The following is a 13,698-nucleotide window of genomic DNA, read 5'->3' on the forward strand; positions in this document are numbered from 1 at the left end:
ATACAGTAATGACTTTAGAGCAACAAGTCACACATTTGCAGCAGCAAGTTCAGGAGTTGCAGAGTTTAATACAACAGCAAAAACAGACCAGTGAAAAAATTTCTGCAGAGCTGCCAATATTAAAGAAAATACAGCTCTAAAAAATGATCTAAAGTAGTTGGTGACGAAAGGCGGTGCTGAATTGAGCTATACGAAAATATGCGTGCAGATGCGAGCTATCAATTTAAAGGGCCAAGCACCATGTATAACTATATTAGTGCTGTACCTTTAGAAGGTATTGTAAATGAAGGAAATAATTCAGATAAATTTCAAAGTACCTTGAATGCAACGTGATTTGGTTTCAATTTTAAAACTCCAAAAAATGGTGATCACAGCGTTGGCGGTAAAGTTGAAATGGACTTTTTGGGTGGTGCTGGTCGTGACACATTCCGTATTCGTCATGCATATTTAACCTATGACCAATGGTTAGTTGGGCAAACATGGTCAAACTTTAATGCAGTTGAATATTTCCCTGAAACGGTAGATGCATCACTTTTTAGAGGGGGGCTTTAACACGTGTTCCACAAGTTAAATATAGTTATGCTGTGGATAAAAATATGAATCTGGCTTTTAGCTTAGAAGACTCTAAAGCTGAAACCGTAACGACTTCAGGGATTCAGAACTTTACAACCGATGCGAGCAAATACTGGCAATCATTTTGCTGATTTAATCGAACCTTCTTTTAACTCAAAATAAAGAGTTAAAAGAAGGTTGGATTAATATGTTCTATAACCCAGTGAAACCGATTAATTTAGGTGTTGAATATATGTATGGTGAACGTAAAACCTTTACAGATCAAAAAGGGATTGATAACCGTGTAAATTTCACAGCAATTTATGATTTTTGAGAATTATTAACTGTTTGGGGGTAAATATTTTTGATTTTGAGTGATTAATTTGGGACTGCTGAATTGATATTATTTGATGAATTTACATCATTTTTTGTCAACTCATCAGGTTCTTTTATTTAATGCTACTTTCTGAGTTAACTAAGTCTTACTTGGTGGACATAAAACCCATATTTTTAAAGTGACCTGTAATGAGTTGGTAATTCACATATGATCAATGTCGAGTGTTACTTCTGGGGTTGGATGGGAAAGGATGATATATCCGCTGATGCTGATACCAGTACATGGTTTGAGCGAATAGCCATTCGCATCAATGATTAGGAGTAAATCATCATGAATGAATGCACAGGTCAGACTTTTCAGATGAATCAAATTATTAACTTAAAATGAAGTTATTCAATTTACAACTTTTAAGTCATGCAACGATTTATAATATTATAAAGATGAACGCCATAAGCAGGATGATCCCACTTTTCCAAGACAAGCTAATTTGACAGCAGGGTGTGTAGGCTGGTGTGCTTGGGAAATTAATCAATGGATTGAGGCTAAGTGAGCTAGTCGTTGATATTGGGTGCTTTAACGCCCTTATTTTTTATTCAAAATAAGATTTAATTTATTTAAATGTTGTCTATCTATAAGTTAAACAAAACTATTATCAATAGCACTGATCTAAACAAAGTGCTTTAAAGTAGCTTTTCAATATTGGGTATGGAACAGTAAAAGTCAGATAAAAACCATGATAATACAATCATTACTGTCACGGTTTAAGCTAAAGTGATGATGCTAAAGGAAAGTTTAAGCATTTCGTATAAGCTGGATTATGTTGATTTTAGAAAAATGCAAAGGTTGATAAAAATTAGTATCTATTACTGCTAATATTAAATATGATATTTAAAAACAAACAGAATTAGTAACTTGTGTTAAAAAAATCATATTTTGTTTAATCATATTATTTATAATAATTTTTCAATGTTTATTCATTTATGCACTAATTCATAAAGGAGTTTCATTAAATACTTCTTTATGGGAGTCAGCTCATATTCAACAAATACCTTTCTCAAAATTTATATATAAGACTATAAAATTATGGTGGGGACTTCCAGCTACTTGTTTATTTTTACTCTTTCTCTCCTTATGGAAACCTAACAAGTGGATAGTTGTTCTCACTTTTTTAATATCTATCACAGGAGTAATAGCATTACTTTGGTCAACATATGATCCTTCAATGCTTATCGATGTGCATAAAATTGGTAGCTAAAATCTATAAGTTTTTAACTTTTCCGTGTACGATAACTCAACCATTTAACTTTATTTTAAGTATTAATTTTACCCATTGAACATAATGGTGCTATATGAAACGTGACCTAAAATAGCTTTGTTTTTTATTTTGTTAAAAATTTAGACCGACCTCAAAAAATAGAAAAAAGCTGGCTTGGAAACAAGTCGGCTTTTTTTATCCCAATTTGATATCTTTTACCAATAAATAATCAATATAACACTCTGTTGTGCATTATCCATCGATTGCCCAAACCATCCCCAAATTTATGTGGATAAATCTTGGGGGGAATTTAAGCATTTGTGTACGCCTAAGCGCACACAAATCCAGGTCTTTTGCGGCTATGCGACTTCAGCTTAATTTACTATCATGGGGACATAGAGAGCAGGATGCTCCAAATAACAATAAAAAAATAAGCGACAAGGAATGTAGGTAAGACAGGAGTCATACCAAAGCACCTAATACGAAAAACCCCGACAGGATGTCGGGGTTTTTTTATTGCTTATTTGGGGGGATGTTAAATTCTGATGCAAATTAAGTAAAAATATATGTAGTTCCCATTTATTTAATTTCCTATTTTTTATTGTAAATTTTGCTCTTCCAAGCAATTTAGAATTTGAGATGCTAATACTCTAGGTTATTCAATTGGAATTATATGACCTATATTTTCTATTGTTTCTAAACGAGTATTTAGAATTTGATTATACAGCTCGGTTGCTTTCTTAGTTGAGCGAACCTGATCCTGAGTAGCAGATATAATCAAGCTTGAGTACTTAACTTTACCCATGTCGTTCTTAAGGTTAGAGGAAAATTTGGAAAATTCATGATGGTGAATAAATACTTTTATTGGTTTATGCAGCCAGCAGTTAATAGGGGAAGGAACCTTCAATTATGTTTTCAATGAAAAAGTCATTATAGGAAAGACACTTTTTTATATTCAACAGAGTAATGAATCATGTATTTGGGGTTTAGTAAATAAAATCATTGTATAAGGTATGAAAAATTAAAAGTTTGTTATAGTGTGCTTAATTTGGCTTTTTATATAAACTAATGTTAAATAATACTTATATTTTTTTTGGGGTGATTTTAGGTTTAACGATTGCAAATGTAGCGGGGGCTGCAACTACAAGCATGAATAACGATCGGTTGAGCTATTTAATACAGCGGGTAGATTATCAGCGTACAAATGACTCTCTTGAAAAATCTGAAAATCAATTATTAGGGCGTGCAAGTTGGAATATTCAATGCTGGGTAAAAAGTAGTGAAGGTACTAAAATTTGCACAATGCGTAAAAATCATATTACGGTAATGCGTATGAATGATAATTACAGCTTAAGTGTTGGTATGAAGCATGAAAAAAACTCGATTACACTGCTTAAAGTTGATAATAATAGTATTTGGCAGACGCGCGAGGGTCTATACCGCGATGCTCAAACAATTATAGATCAGTTCAAGCGAGGCTTCGAAGTGAAAACAGAGTTTAATGCATTTAATACGGCTAAACCTGTTGTAAATGAAGTTTCATTAATTGGTTTTTCTGATGCATTTAATGATATGCAACAGCAGTATAATAAGCTGGATCATTTGGATTCACAGCGCAGATTTTAACAGAATTGCTATAGCCTGCTGTCTTTGAATAAAAGGCGCGGGCTAAGAGTACGATAATTTTTTTAATATGAAGCTTGGACTGCTACCACTTGCCTAGACAAATTTAGTCCATTCATCGTGTCGTATTTTTTGATCATTGGCTTTTCAGTCTTAAGAGTTATTTTATCAAGATAAAATTTATTAAATCAGGAAATATGGATTTGCATATATATGAATATTCGTATATAAATATATATAAATATTTTGTTGAGTTTGAGCAAATGACTGCTACTTCTAAGGTTAAGATGTATCACAATCCTGATTGTGGTACATCACGTAATACACTTGCTTTAATCCGCAATGCCAATATTGAACCTGAAGTGATTGAATATTTAGTTAACCCCCCATCTAAAGCTGAGCTGACGCAACTGATTGCTGATGCAGGTTTAATGGTAAGAGAAGCGATTCGTAAGAACGTTGCGCCATATTCGGAACTTGAACTTGATCAAGAATGTTGGTCAGATGAACAACTTCTAGATTTTATGCAGTTGTATCCCATTTTAATTAATCGTCCATTCGTCGTCACTGAATTAGGCACTCGCTTAAGTCGTCCATCAGAAGTGGTTTTAGATATTTTACCATTAGCTCAAAAGAATGCTTTTACCAAAGAAGATGGTGAGCAGGTGATTGATGCAAATGGGCAGCGATTGAAATAAAAATTTAATGGATATATGTGAATATTAATATATCCATATGTTTGAGTGAGTGAAAATATGGATCAAATCAATTTTTTTAAATGTTTGGCTGATGAAACTCGATTCAACATTGTCATGTTGGTTGTTGGAAATAATGAGCAGTGTGTCTGTGACTTAACTGAAAAATTACAGCTCAGTCAGCCCAAAATTTCTCGTCATTTAGCATTATTACGTACTTTGGGCTTATTGCAAGACCGACGTCAGGGACAATGGGTTTATTACAGCATTAATCCAAATTTACCTGCTTGGTGCCTAGAAGTACTCAATACCCTTAAGAATGCCGAATTACAGCCAAATGTTGAAATACCTTTTCAGCAAATCAATAGTTATTGCGAGTAGAACAATATGAAATTTCTTTTTTTATGTACTGGAAATAGCTGTCGCAGTATTTTATCAGAAGTGCTTTTTAATAGTCGCGCACCTGAAGGTTGGAAAGCTTATAGTGCAGGCAGTAAACCATCTGGACAAGTGCATCCACTCACCATTGAAACTCTAGAAAACTTAGGTCTTTCAACTGAGGGTTTGTGGAGTAAAACCATCGATGACTGCGAACAATATCAACCAGATGTGGTGATTACCGTATGTGATTCTGCTGCTCAAGAGGCATGTCCACTTTATTTGGGGGGTGCGATTAAGGCACATTGGGGGTTAGCTGATCCTTCGCATTTAGACTTGCCGAAAGAAGAAAAACTTAAAGCATTCCAAGTTACTGTTGATCATATCAACCGTCGCTTAGATGCTTTATTGGCACTCGATACAGCGCATATGTCTCGCCCAGATTTGATTGCTGCAATCAATCAAATTTCGCATATTGAATGAGAACATCATGGCTCAACAAAGATTATCCTTTTTAGATCGTAACCTGACGCTATGGATTTTTATTGCCATGGGATTGGGGATTGCGATAGGTGTGTTCTTTCCGCAAGCTTCTGTCGCTTTGGATAAAATGAGTGTGGATTCAGTCAATATCCCGATTGCGATAGGTTTGATTTTGATGATGTATCCACCACTAGCAAAAGTGGACTATGCGACTTTGCCACAAGTCTTTAAGGACAAGAAAACGCTTACTCTATCCTTAGTACAAAACTGGCTGATCGCTCCCGTGCTCATGTTTGCATTGGCAATCATATTTTTGCAGAGTTATCCGGAATACATGACGGGCGTAATCCTGATTGGTTTAGCGCGATGCATTGCTATGGTTCTTGTTTGGAATGGGTTGGCATGTGGTGATAATCAATACGTTGCAGCGCTGGTCGCTTTTAATAGTATTTTTCAAATTTTATTCTTTAGTACTTATGCTTGGCTATTCTTGACCTTCTTACCGCCTTATTTTGGCGTTGCAGGGCAAGTGATCAATGTTGATTTTTGGACCATTACCCATGCTGTTCTGGTTTATCTCGGTATTCCGTTTTTATTGGGTTTCTTAACACGATTAATTTTGGTGAAACAAAAAGGAGTGGAGTGGTATCAAACCAAGTTCATTCCAAAAATCAGTCCTCTAAGTTTGATTGCATTGCTGTTCACGATTTTGGCCATGTTTAGCCTAAAAGGTGGTGATGTTGTAAGTCTACCAATGGATGTTTTACGAATCGCGATTCCTTTAATGATTTACTTTGTCTTGATGTTCTTCATTAGCTTCTTTATGAGCAAATGGATGGGCAATGATTATCCTAAAACAGCAGCAATCTCGTTTACTGCGGCTGGAAACAACTTTGAATTAGCACTTGCTGTTGCAATTGCAACTTTTGGTTTAGCTTCACCTGTTGCTTTTACCACGGTCATTGGTCCATTGGTTGAAGTTCCTGTGTTGATTGCCTTAGTGAGTGTTTCACTTTGGCTTAGAAAAAAATACTTTAAAGAGGCCTAATGCTATGAATCTCCCAAACGTAGATCTAGATCTTCTTGAGCCACCGACCTTTGAAAAAGTTCAAGCAAAAGAGCTAGATCATCCACCGCGTATTTTGCTGCTGTATGGTTCTAATCGAGAGCGCTCATACAGCCGTTTAGCCGTGATGGAAGCAGGCCGTATCTTGGAGTATTTTGGTGCCGAAGTAAAAATATTTCATCCTAAAGGACTGCCTTTACCTGAAGATGCAGATACTGAACATCCTAAAGTGAAAGAATTGCATGAGTTATTGGCATGGTCAGAGGGCATGGTCTGGTGCTCACCTGAACGTCATGGCTCCATGAGTTCTATTTTTAAATCTCAAATCGATTGGATTCCGCTGGCTGGTGGTGCGATTCGTGCAACCCAAGGAAAGACTTTGGCGCTAATGCAAGTCAGTGGCGGTTCGCAGTCCTTTAACAGCTTAAACCAGATGCGTATTTTAGGCCGTTGGATGCGGATGATCACGATTCCAAACCAATCATCTATTCCCAAAGCTTTTTTGGAATTTGAAGAAGATGGCAGGATGAAACCTTCAGCTTTCTATGATCGAATTGTCGATGTGATGGAAGAATTATATAAATTCACCCTACTGACCCGTGGGCAAAGTCAGTACCTCACAAATCGTTATTCTGAGCGAAAAGAGTCTGCCGAAGAATTATCCAAGCGTGTCAATCAACGTAGTCTTTAAAGTATCTAAAAATAACATATAACTGATTCTTTAAATTAGCTTTACTTGATTTAAGTTGTAAGATGATCTCGGATGCTAAAAAATATCTTAACTATTGAATATTACTCAATAAAATAAATGTCTGATTTGTTTTATTTCCTTAAAAAAGACCATGCTTTAGCATAGTCTTTTTTTAGTTAAGATTAGCTAATACAAATTGCGGTGACTTAATAAATAATTTTATTAAAGACTGTGCTGAACTTACCGGATACCGAACGCTTCTTTCCCAGCTTTCTAGTAAGCGAGCTCGGACGGTTAAAAGAGTAAATATGACAACAAGAATATGCTCGAAAATTTCGCGAGGGTAATCAGTATTTATATAATTTTTAGAAACAGAGCTTTAATCCATCACAGTAATCAGCCCATTTCTGCATCATCAGTTTTTTTTCTCTACGTGCTTGGTACGATTATAAACCCGACCATGCATATCTTTTATCTTATGAGCAAGCTGCTGCTCAATTAGCTCAATTGGAAACTCCAAAAAATCTTCTAAAATTGTACCTGCTAAGGCACGAAAATAATGTCCATATGCTTGTTCACTGGTATAAGGGCGTGAGTAATCAAATCTTCAGCTTTTATCACCAGTCTTAGAGGTGATTAAAACTAAGCTTTTACCATCAGAAAATTTTTAAGCTTTCTCAGGGGGGCTTTATCGGCTTATTTAGAATGGATGTGTTTTTAATCTGTTGATTTTAATATTATTTATTTGTCGTGTGGATCGGTAAAGTTAAATATAAACCATAAAGTGGTGCGCCCTGCGGGAGTCGAACCCGCGTCGGTCACTTAGGAGGCAACTGCTCTATCCAGTTAAGCTAAGGGCACAATGCGCAGCTAATTTAGCGCAAATAGACATAAAAAAAAAGTTATTGTCGAAACAATAACTTTTTAAAAGACAGATCTTTATCGTTTTTGCTTAAGATTTATTCAGCTTCAATACTTTAAATAAACCGAACATCACCATAATCCAGATCGGAATCATCAGTACGGATTCTTTAAAGCCTTGCATCCACATAATATAAAGTACGGTTGCAATAAAAATCAGCACTACATAATTACTGATAGGTGCCCAAAGTGCAGGGAACTTGGTTTGAATGGATGCTTGTTTAATCGCTTGTCTAAATTTCAAGTGAGTCAAGGTAATCATGGCCCAGTTCAGTACTAATGCGCCAACCACAACATACATCAAGTGACTTAAGGCATCTTCTGGAACAAAGTAGTTTAACAATACGCAGCCAAAAATTAACAAAGCCGAGAATAAAACAGCAGGAATAGGTACACCTTGTTTATTCACACGATTAAAGATTTTAGGTGCATTGCCTTGTTGTGCTAAGCCATAAAGCATACGACTATTGGCATACATCCCACTGTTATAAACAGAAAGTGCGGCAGTTAAAATAATGAAATTCAATAAATGTGCTGCCCAGCCTATACCCAGTTGACTGAAAATCATCACAAATGGACTTTTATCCAGACCACCTAAGTCAAGCTGATCCCATGGCACTAATGCTAAAAGGATCGTTAGTGAACCAATGTAGAACAGTAGAATACGGAAAACCACTTGGTTAATGGCTTTGGGAATGGTTTTTTCAGGGTCTTTAGCTTCCGCAGCCGCCATACCAATTAGCTCAATACCACCAAAGGCGAACATGAGGAAGGCAAGCATATAGAATAAACCTTCAAAACCATTCGGGAAAAATCCACCATGTGTCCAAAGATTAGAAAATGAAGAGGTTGAACCAGCATCAGCGGTGAGCAGTAAATACAAACCGAAAATGATCATCGATACAATTGCAGTGACCTTGATGATGGAAAGCCAAAACTCTGATTCACCATAAAATTTTACATTGCCGAGATTGACCAAAGTAATGACGATGAAAAAGAACAGTACTGAAGCCCATGCAGGAATAAAAGGCCACCAGTAATTAATATATTTTGCAACAGCCGTCAGTTCGGTCATGGCGACTAAAATATATAAGATCCAATAATTCCAACCCGCTAGAAAGCCGGGGAATTTCCCCCAATATTTAAAGGCAAAATGGCTAAATGATCCTGCTACAGGCTCATGTACGATCATTTCACCCAGTTGACGCATGATTAAAAATGCAATCAAACCACCAATGGCATAACCCAAAATGATGGAAGGACCTGCAGATTGAATCACCTGTGCGGAACCTAAGAATAAGCCTGTACCAATAGCTCCGCCCATGGCGATGAGTTGGATGTGACGGTTCTTTAAGCCACGCTGAAGTTGAGACGACTCTTTATTCAAGTTATTTCAGCCCGACAATGGATAAGTGTTTCCGATTGTAATAGATCGGGAAGAAATCGCATAGTAGCTCAAAATTCATAAAAAAAAGTTATTACTTGTATAAAAAATAATGTTTAGGAAATAACAAATAAAAAATATATGAATCAATATATTAATTTTATTTAAATTATCGAACTGTAGGCTCTATTTGAAAACTGGACGTTCACAAATGGTGTTTTTTTAGACTTAAGTCCTGTATTTCACGTATAGATATAGAAAAAAGGTATGATGAGCCTTAGTTAAATCAGACTGTTTGACTTAACACAATGATAAATATGAAGGATTCAATAAAAATGAGTTTTGCTCCTCAAATAAAAATTCCAGCAACTTATATGCGTGGTGGTACCAGTAAAGGTGTTTTCTTTAAAGTCGATGACTTACCCGAAGCTGCGCAGCAAGCGGGACATATCCGTGATCAATTATTGTTACGTGTGATTGGTAGTCCAGATCCATATGGCAAGCAAATTGATGGTATGGGGGGAGCAAGTTCAAGTACCAGTAAAACTGTGATCTTGGCGAAAAGTTCACAACCCGATCATGATGTGGATTATTTATTTGGTCAGGTGGCTATTGATCAACCTTTTGTGGATTGGAGTGGCAATTGTGGCAATTTAACTGCTGCGGTCGGTTCATTTGCCATTTCCAATGGCTTGGTCAGTGCAGAGCGTATTCCTGAAAATGGCATCTGTACGGTGCGTATTTGGCAAGTCAATATTAGAAAAACCATTATTGCGCATGTGCCGATTACCCATGGGCAAGTCCAAGAAACTGGTGATTTTGAACTCGATGGTGTGACGTTCCCCGCAGCAGAAGTACAGATTGAATTTTTAGATCCTGCCGATGATGGTGAAGATGGCAGCGCCATGTTTCCGACAGGCAATGTGGTCGATACTTTTGAAGTACCCAATATCGGGACTTTCCAAGCCACTTTTATTAATGCTGGTATTCCAACCATTTTCTTAAATGCAGAAGATATTGGCTATGCAGGCACAGAATTACAAGAAGCGATTAATGCAGATGCTCAAGCACTGGCACGTTTTGAAACCATCCGTGCTTATGGCGCAAAACAGATGGGTTTAATCCAAGACGTTTCTGAAGCTGAGAAACGTCAACATACGCCTAAAATTGCTTTTGTCTCTCAACCCAAAGCTTATACCTCATCGAGTGGTAAAGACATTCAAACGGGAGATGTCGATTTACTGGTACGTGCCTTGTCGATGGGGAAATTACACCATGCCATGATGGGAACTGCTGCGGTTGCCATTGGTACGGCTGCGGCCATTCCCGGTACTTTGGTGAATTTAGCTGCCGGTGGTGGGGCACGTGAAGCGGTACGTTTTGGTCATCCTTCGGGCACATTGCGTGTTGGTGCACAAGCCGTTCAGGAATCTGGACAATGGGTGGTGAAAAAGGCGGTGATGAGCCGCAGTGCACGAGTGTTGATGGAAGGTTGGGTTCGTATTCCAGAAGATAGTTTGAAGTCGTAAACAAGATAGAGAATCTTGCGATAAAGCAGTATGATGACGCTTTGTGATTGTGAAATTGAGCTGCCAAACGAGGTGCTTAATACAATGACAAGTCAGTTCTCTTGTGTATGATCAATCGCAAGTTCTCTGTTCGTGATGACAAGAGCGCTGTATATTAGCTTAAGCTAGATCTAGCAGTATTTCTGTTGGTTTAGATTTACTCACCAAAGCAAAGTATTCGAGGCGAATGTGTCATCTTTAACTGACGTACATGCACATGTACTAACCCAAGCACAGCAACGTATTCAACAAGATTTATTGACGGCATTAGACGCATTTTCTATTCCAGAACCGCTCAAAGGCGCGGTGCATCATACCGTGATGCTCGGTGGTAAACGCATACGCCCAGCGCTTTGTTATGCAACGGCTGCCATCAAGCCAAATGCTCATTCTGCTGCGGTGCGTCGTGCGGCAGTTGCCATTGAAATGATCCATTGCTATTCACTGGCACACGATGATTTACCCTGCATGGATAATGATTTACTGCGTCGTGGTCAACCGACCTGTCATGTGGCTTTTGGTGAAGATACGGCCTTACTTGCTGGCGATATTTTACAGTCGATGGCATTTGAAATATTGGGCAGTCGTTTGTTTGATCAAGGGCCGGCAGTTGATTCTGCAATTGTGTTAAAACAGATGCAAATTTTGGCAACAGCAAGTTCGAAAATGGTCTGTGGTCAGGTGCTTGATTTACAAGCTGAAGGGCAGCATGTCAATCAACAGGCTTTGGAAAATATTCATCGTAATAAAACTGGCGCACTTATTTCTGCTGCGGTGATGATGGCTGCTGTCACTGTATTTGAGGGAACAGATCAAGCCATTCCTAAGTTACGTGAATATGCTCAAGCGATTGGATTGGCCTTCCAAGTACAAGATGACATTTTGGATATTATTTCCGATACAGCCGTACTGGGTAAAACCGCAGGCAAAGATCAACAAGTTGATAAATCGACTTATCCTGCATTAATGGGTTTAGACAATGCGCAAGCCTATGCCAAAGAATTGCATGATCAGGCATTGAATGCTTTGACTATTTTTGGTGACAATGCGGTAGAACTGAATCAAATTTCACAATTTTTATTGTCACGCAAAAGCTAAAAAAGCATGTAAGTACCAAACTAATGAATAAAAAAGAGGACATCAAGTCCTCTTTTTTATGGGCTTATTTTGAGGTCAAACTATTGAGCATCTTTGTATAAGCGCTCACCTTGGTCGAAACGCGTCGTGATTTCTTCAGATGGTGCTTTACCCAATAAGCTCACCACGCCAATCGTAATAATTGAGCAAATAAAGCCTGGAATAATTTCATAAAGACCTGTGTCACTGAACATATTCTTCCATACAATGACCACAACAGCACCGACCAGCATGCCTGTCAGTGCACCATTTAAAGTCATGCGACGCCAGAATAAGGAAAGAATAATCAGTGGGCCAAATGCAGCGCCAAAACCAGCCCAAGCATAAGAAACCAAGCCTAAAACTTTAGATTCAGGGTTTCCTGCCATCCAAATCGCGAGTAGTGCAATTAGCAACACCATTAATCGACCAATCCAGACCAGTTCTTTTTGTGAGGCATTTTTGCGTAAAAATGATTTGTAAAAATCTTCGGTTAATGTACTTGAACAGACCAATAACTGGCAACTGAGGGTACTCATCACCGCAGCTAAAATCGCCGCCAATACAATGCCTGCAATCCATGGATTAAACAGGATTTTGGTCAGTTCCATAAATACGGTTTCTGGATTTGCTGTGACTGCACCTGCAAGTTCAGGGTGTTGTTGGAAGTAAGCGATTCCAAAGAAGCCCGCAGCAACCGCGCCGCCTAAACAAAGGATCATCCACGTCATACCAATACGGCGTGCATTCGGAATCGATTTGACCGAATCTGCCGCCATAAAACGCACCAGAATATGTGGTTGACCAAAGTAACCTAAACCCCAAGCCAATAATGAAATAATGGCCACAAAGCTTAAATCACCCATGACATTCATGGCTTGTGGGCGTGCGGCTTCAAGTGCCAAAGTCATTTGATTGATATCGGCAAAGCTTAATACCACAACGACAGGGGTGAGCAACAAAGCAAAAATCATTAGGCCAGCTTGAATGGTATCCGTCCAACTGACCGCCAAGAAACCGCCAATAAATACATAACTGATGGTGGCAATAGCACTAATCCACAGTGCAGTACTGTAAGAAAGATCAAACATGCTTTCAAATAAACGTGCGCCTGCAACCATGCCTGAAGCACAGTAAATTGCAAAGAAAATCAAAATAATGAAAGCAGAAGCAATACGTAAAATTTTCTTTTGATCGTTAAAACGATTGGAAAAATAATCGGGCAAGGTCAAAGCATTGTGTTGCACTTCGGTATGAACACGCAAACGTCCAGCAACCAGTAGCCAGTTCAGCCATGCACCAATAATCAAGCCAATGGCAATCCATATTTCAGATAAACCTGAAAGATAAATTGCACCCGGCAGTCCCATGAGTAACCAACCACTCATATCTGAAGCACCCGCAGAGAGTGCTGTGACGAAACTACCTAAACGTCGACCCCCCAAAATGTAATCAGAGAAGTTGCTTGTCGCGCGATAAGCCATGAGGCCAATCACAATCATGGCGACAATATAAAAAAGAAAGGTAATTAAGGTCGGATTTAGGGAGCTCATACGGTATCCATTTACACGGTGGACAGCAGATCGAAATACAGGCTTTTAAATAAAAAGCACAAATAATTTCAAAAAA

General features: G+C 38.1%; 14 protein-coding genes, 1 tRNA gene and 3 pseudogenes. 13 read left to right on the top strand and 5 right to left on the bottom strand.

Annotation, left to right across the window (positions count from 1 at the left end):
* Positions 1-8: 8 nt before the first annotated feature.
* From BLV99_RS18610 to arsH, 11 genes and pseudogenes are all read left to right on the top strand, one after another.
* Positions 9-140, top strand: coding sequence for a hypothetical protein (locus tag BLV99_RS18610; RefSeq protein ID WP_280138266.1), 132 nt, complete (start codon positions 9-11; stop codon positions 138-140).
* Positions 141-198: 58 nt separating this feature from the next.
* Positions 199-333 (top strand): hypothetical protein, encoded by a 135-nt coding sequence (locus BLV99_RS18615; RefSeq protein ID WP_280138267.1) that lies wholly within the window; start codon positions 199-201, stop codon positions 331-333.
* A 60-nt stretch (positions 334-393) separates the two neighbouring features.
* Entirely contained in the window at positions 394-552 is a 159-nt protein-coding gene (locus BLV99_RS18430; RefSeq protein ID WP_244516288.1) for a hypothetical protein, read from the top strand.
* 208 nt (positions 553-760) lie between these two features.
* Entirely contained in the window at positions 761-886 is a 126-nt protein-coding gene (locus BLV99_RS18435) for a DcaP family trimeric outer membrane transporter (RefSeq protein ID WP_425283520.1), read from the top strand.
* Between the two features lie 333 nt (positions 887-1,219).
* Positions 1,220-1,439, top strand: a pseudogene (locus tag BLV99_RS05970) (helix-turn-helix transcriptional regulator).
* A 1,773-nt stretch (positions 1,440-3,212) separates the two neighbouring features.
* Positions 3,213-3,770, top strand: coding sequence for a hypothetical protein (locus tag BLV99_RS05975; RefSeq protein WP_086183287.1), 558 nt, complete (start codon positions 3,213-3,215; stop codon positions 3,768-3,770).
* A gap of 260 nt (positions 3,771-4,030) precedes the next feature.
* On the top strand, positions 4,031-4,465 hold the full coding sequence (gene arsC, locus BLV99_RS05980; protein WP_092688681.1) for an arsenate reductase (glutaredoxin): 435 nt from the start codon (positions 4,031-4,033) through the stop codon (positions 4,463-4,465).
* A 57-nt stretch (positions 4,466-4,522) separates the two neighbouring features.
* Entirely contained in the window at positions 4,523-4,843 is a 321-nt protein-coding gene (locus BLV99_RS05985) for a metalloregulator ArsR/SmtB family transcription factor (protein ID WP_086164393.1), read from the top strand.
* A gap of 6 nt (positions 4,844-4,849) precedes the next feature.
* Positions 4,850-5,323 (top strand): arsenate reductase ArsC, encoded by a 474-nt coding sequence (locus tag BLV99_RS05990; protein ID WP_092688684.1) that lies wholly within the window; start codon positions 4,850-4,852, stop codon positions 5,321-5,323.
* Positions 5,324-5,330: 7 nt separating this feature from the next.
* Entirely contained in the window at positions 5,331-6,371 is a 1,041-nt protein-coding gene (gene arsB, locus BLV99_RS05995) for an ACR3 family arsenite efflux transporter (protein ID WP_092688687.1), read from the top strand.
* A gap of 4 nt (positions 6,372-6,375) precedes the next feature.
* Positions 6,376-7,080 (top strand): arsenical resistance protein ArsH, encoded by a 705-nt coding sequence (gene arsH, locus BLV99_RS06000; RefSeq protein ID WP_092688690.1) that lies wholly within the window; start codon positions 6,376-6,378, stop codon positions 7,078-7,080.
* A 172-nt stretch (positions 7,081-7,252) separates the two neighbouring features.
* On the opposite strand, the pseudogene BLV99_RS18440 reads toward arsH, so the two are convergent.
* The 4 genes and pseudogenes from BLV99_RS18440 to BLV99_RS06020 form a co-directional block, all read right to left on the bottom strand.
* Positions 7,253-7,378, bottom strand: a pseudogene (locus BLV99_RS18440) (helix-turn-helix domain-containing protein); the annotation flags it as partial.
* A gap of 67 nt (positions 7,379-7,445) precedes the next feature.
* Positions 7,446-7,666 (bottom strand): annotated as a pseudogene (locus tag BLV99_RS18445) (integrase); the annotation flags it as partial.
* A 199-nt stretch (positions 7,667-7,865) separates the two neighbouring features.
* Positions 7,866-7,941: transfer RNA gene (locus BLV99_RS06015), tRNA-Arg, on the bottom strand.
* A gap of 91 nt (positions 7,942-8,032) precedes the next feature.
* The gene (locus BLV99_RS06020; RefSeq protein ID WP_092688693.1) at positions 8,033-9,388 is read right to left on the bottom strand and encodes an amino acid permease; all 1,356 of its coding nucleotides are present in this window, start codon (positions 9,386-9,388) and stop codon (positions 8,033-8,035) included.
* Between the two features lie 332 nt (positions 9,389-9,720).
* On the opposite strand from BLV99_RS06020, the gene prpF reads away from it, so the two are divergent.
* A complete protein-coding gene (gene prpF / locus BLV99_RS06025; protein ID WP_092688696.1) occupies positions 9,721-10,914 on the top strand; it encodes a 2-methylaconitate cis-trans isomerase PrpF in 1,194 nt (397 codons plus the stop codon).
* Between the two features lie 228 nt (positions 10,915-11,142).
* Entirely contained in the window at positions 11,143-12,051 is a 909-nt protein-coding gene (locus tag BLV99_RS06030; protein WP_092688699.1) for a polyprenyl synthetase family protein, read from the top strand.
* An 80-nt stretch (positions 12,052-12,131) separates the two neighbouring features.
* Here the strand turns inward: BLV99_RS06030 and putP are convergent, their stop codons facing one another.
* The gene (gene putP / locus BLV99_RS06035; RefSeq protein WP_092688703.1) at positions 12,132-13,622 is read right to left on the bottom strand and encodes a sodium/proline symporter PutP; all 1,491 of its coding nucleotides are present in this window, start codon (positions 13,620-13,622) and stop codon (positions 12,132-12,134) included.
* Positions 13,623-13,698: the final 76 nt, after the last annotated feature.

This window comes from Acinetobacter kyonggiensis (assembly GCF_900107285.1).
GTDB lineage: Bacteria > Pseudomonadota > Gammaproteobacteria > Pseudomonadales > Moraxellaceae > Acinetobacter > Acinetobacter kyonggiensis.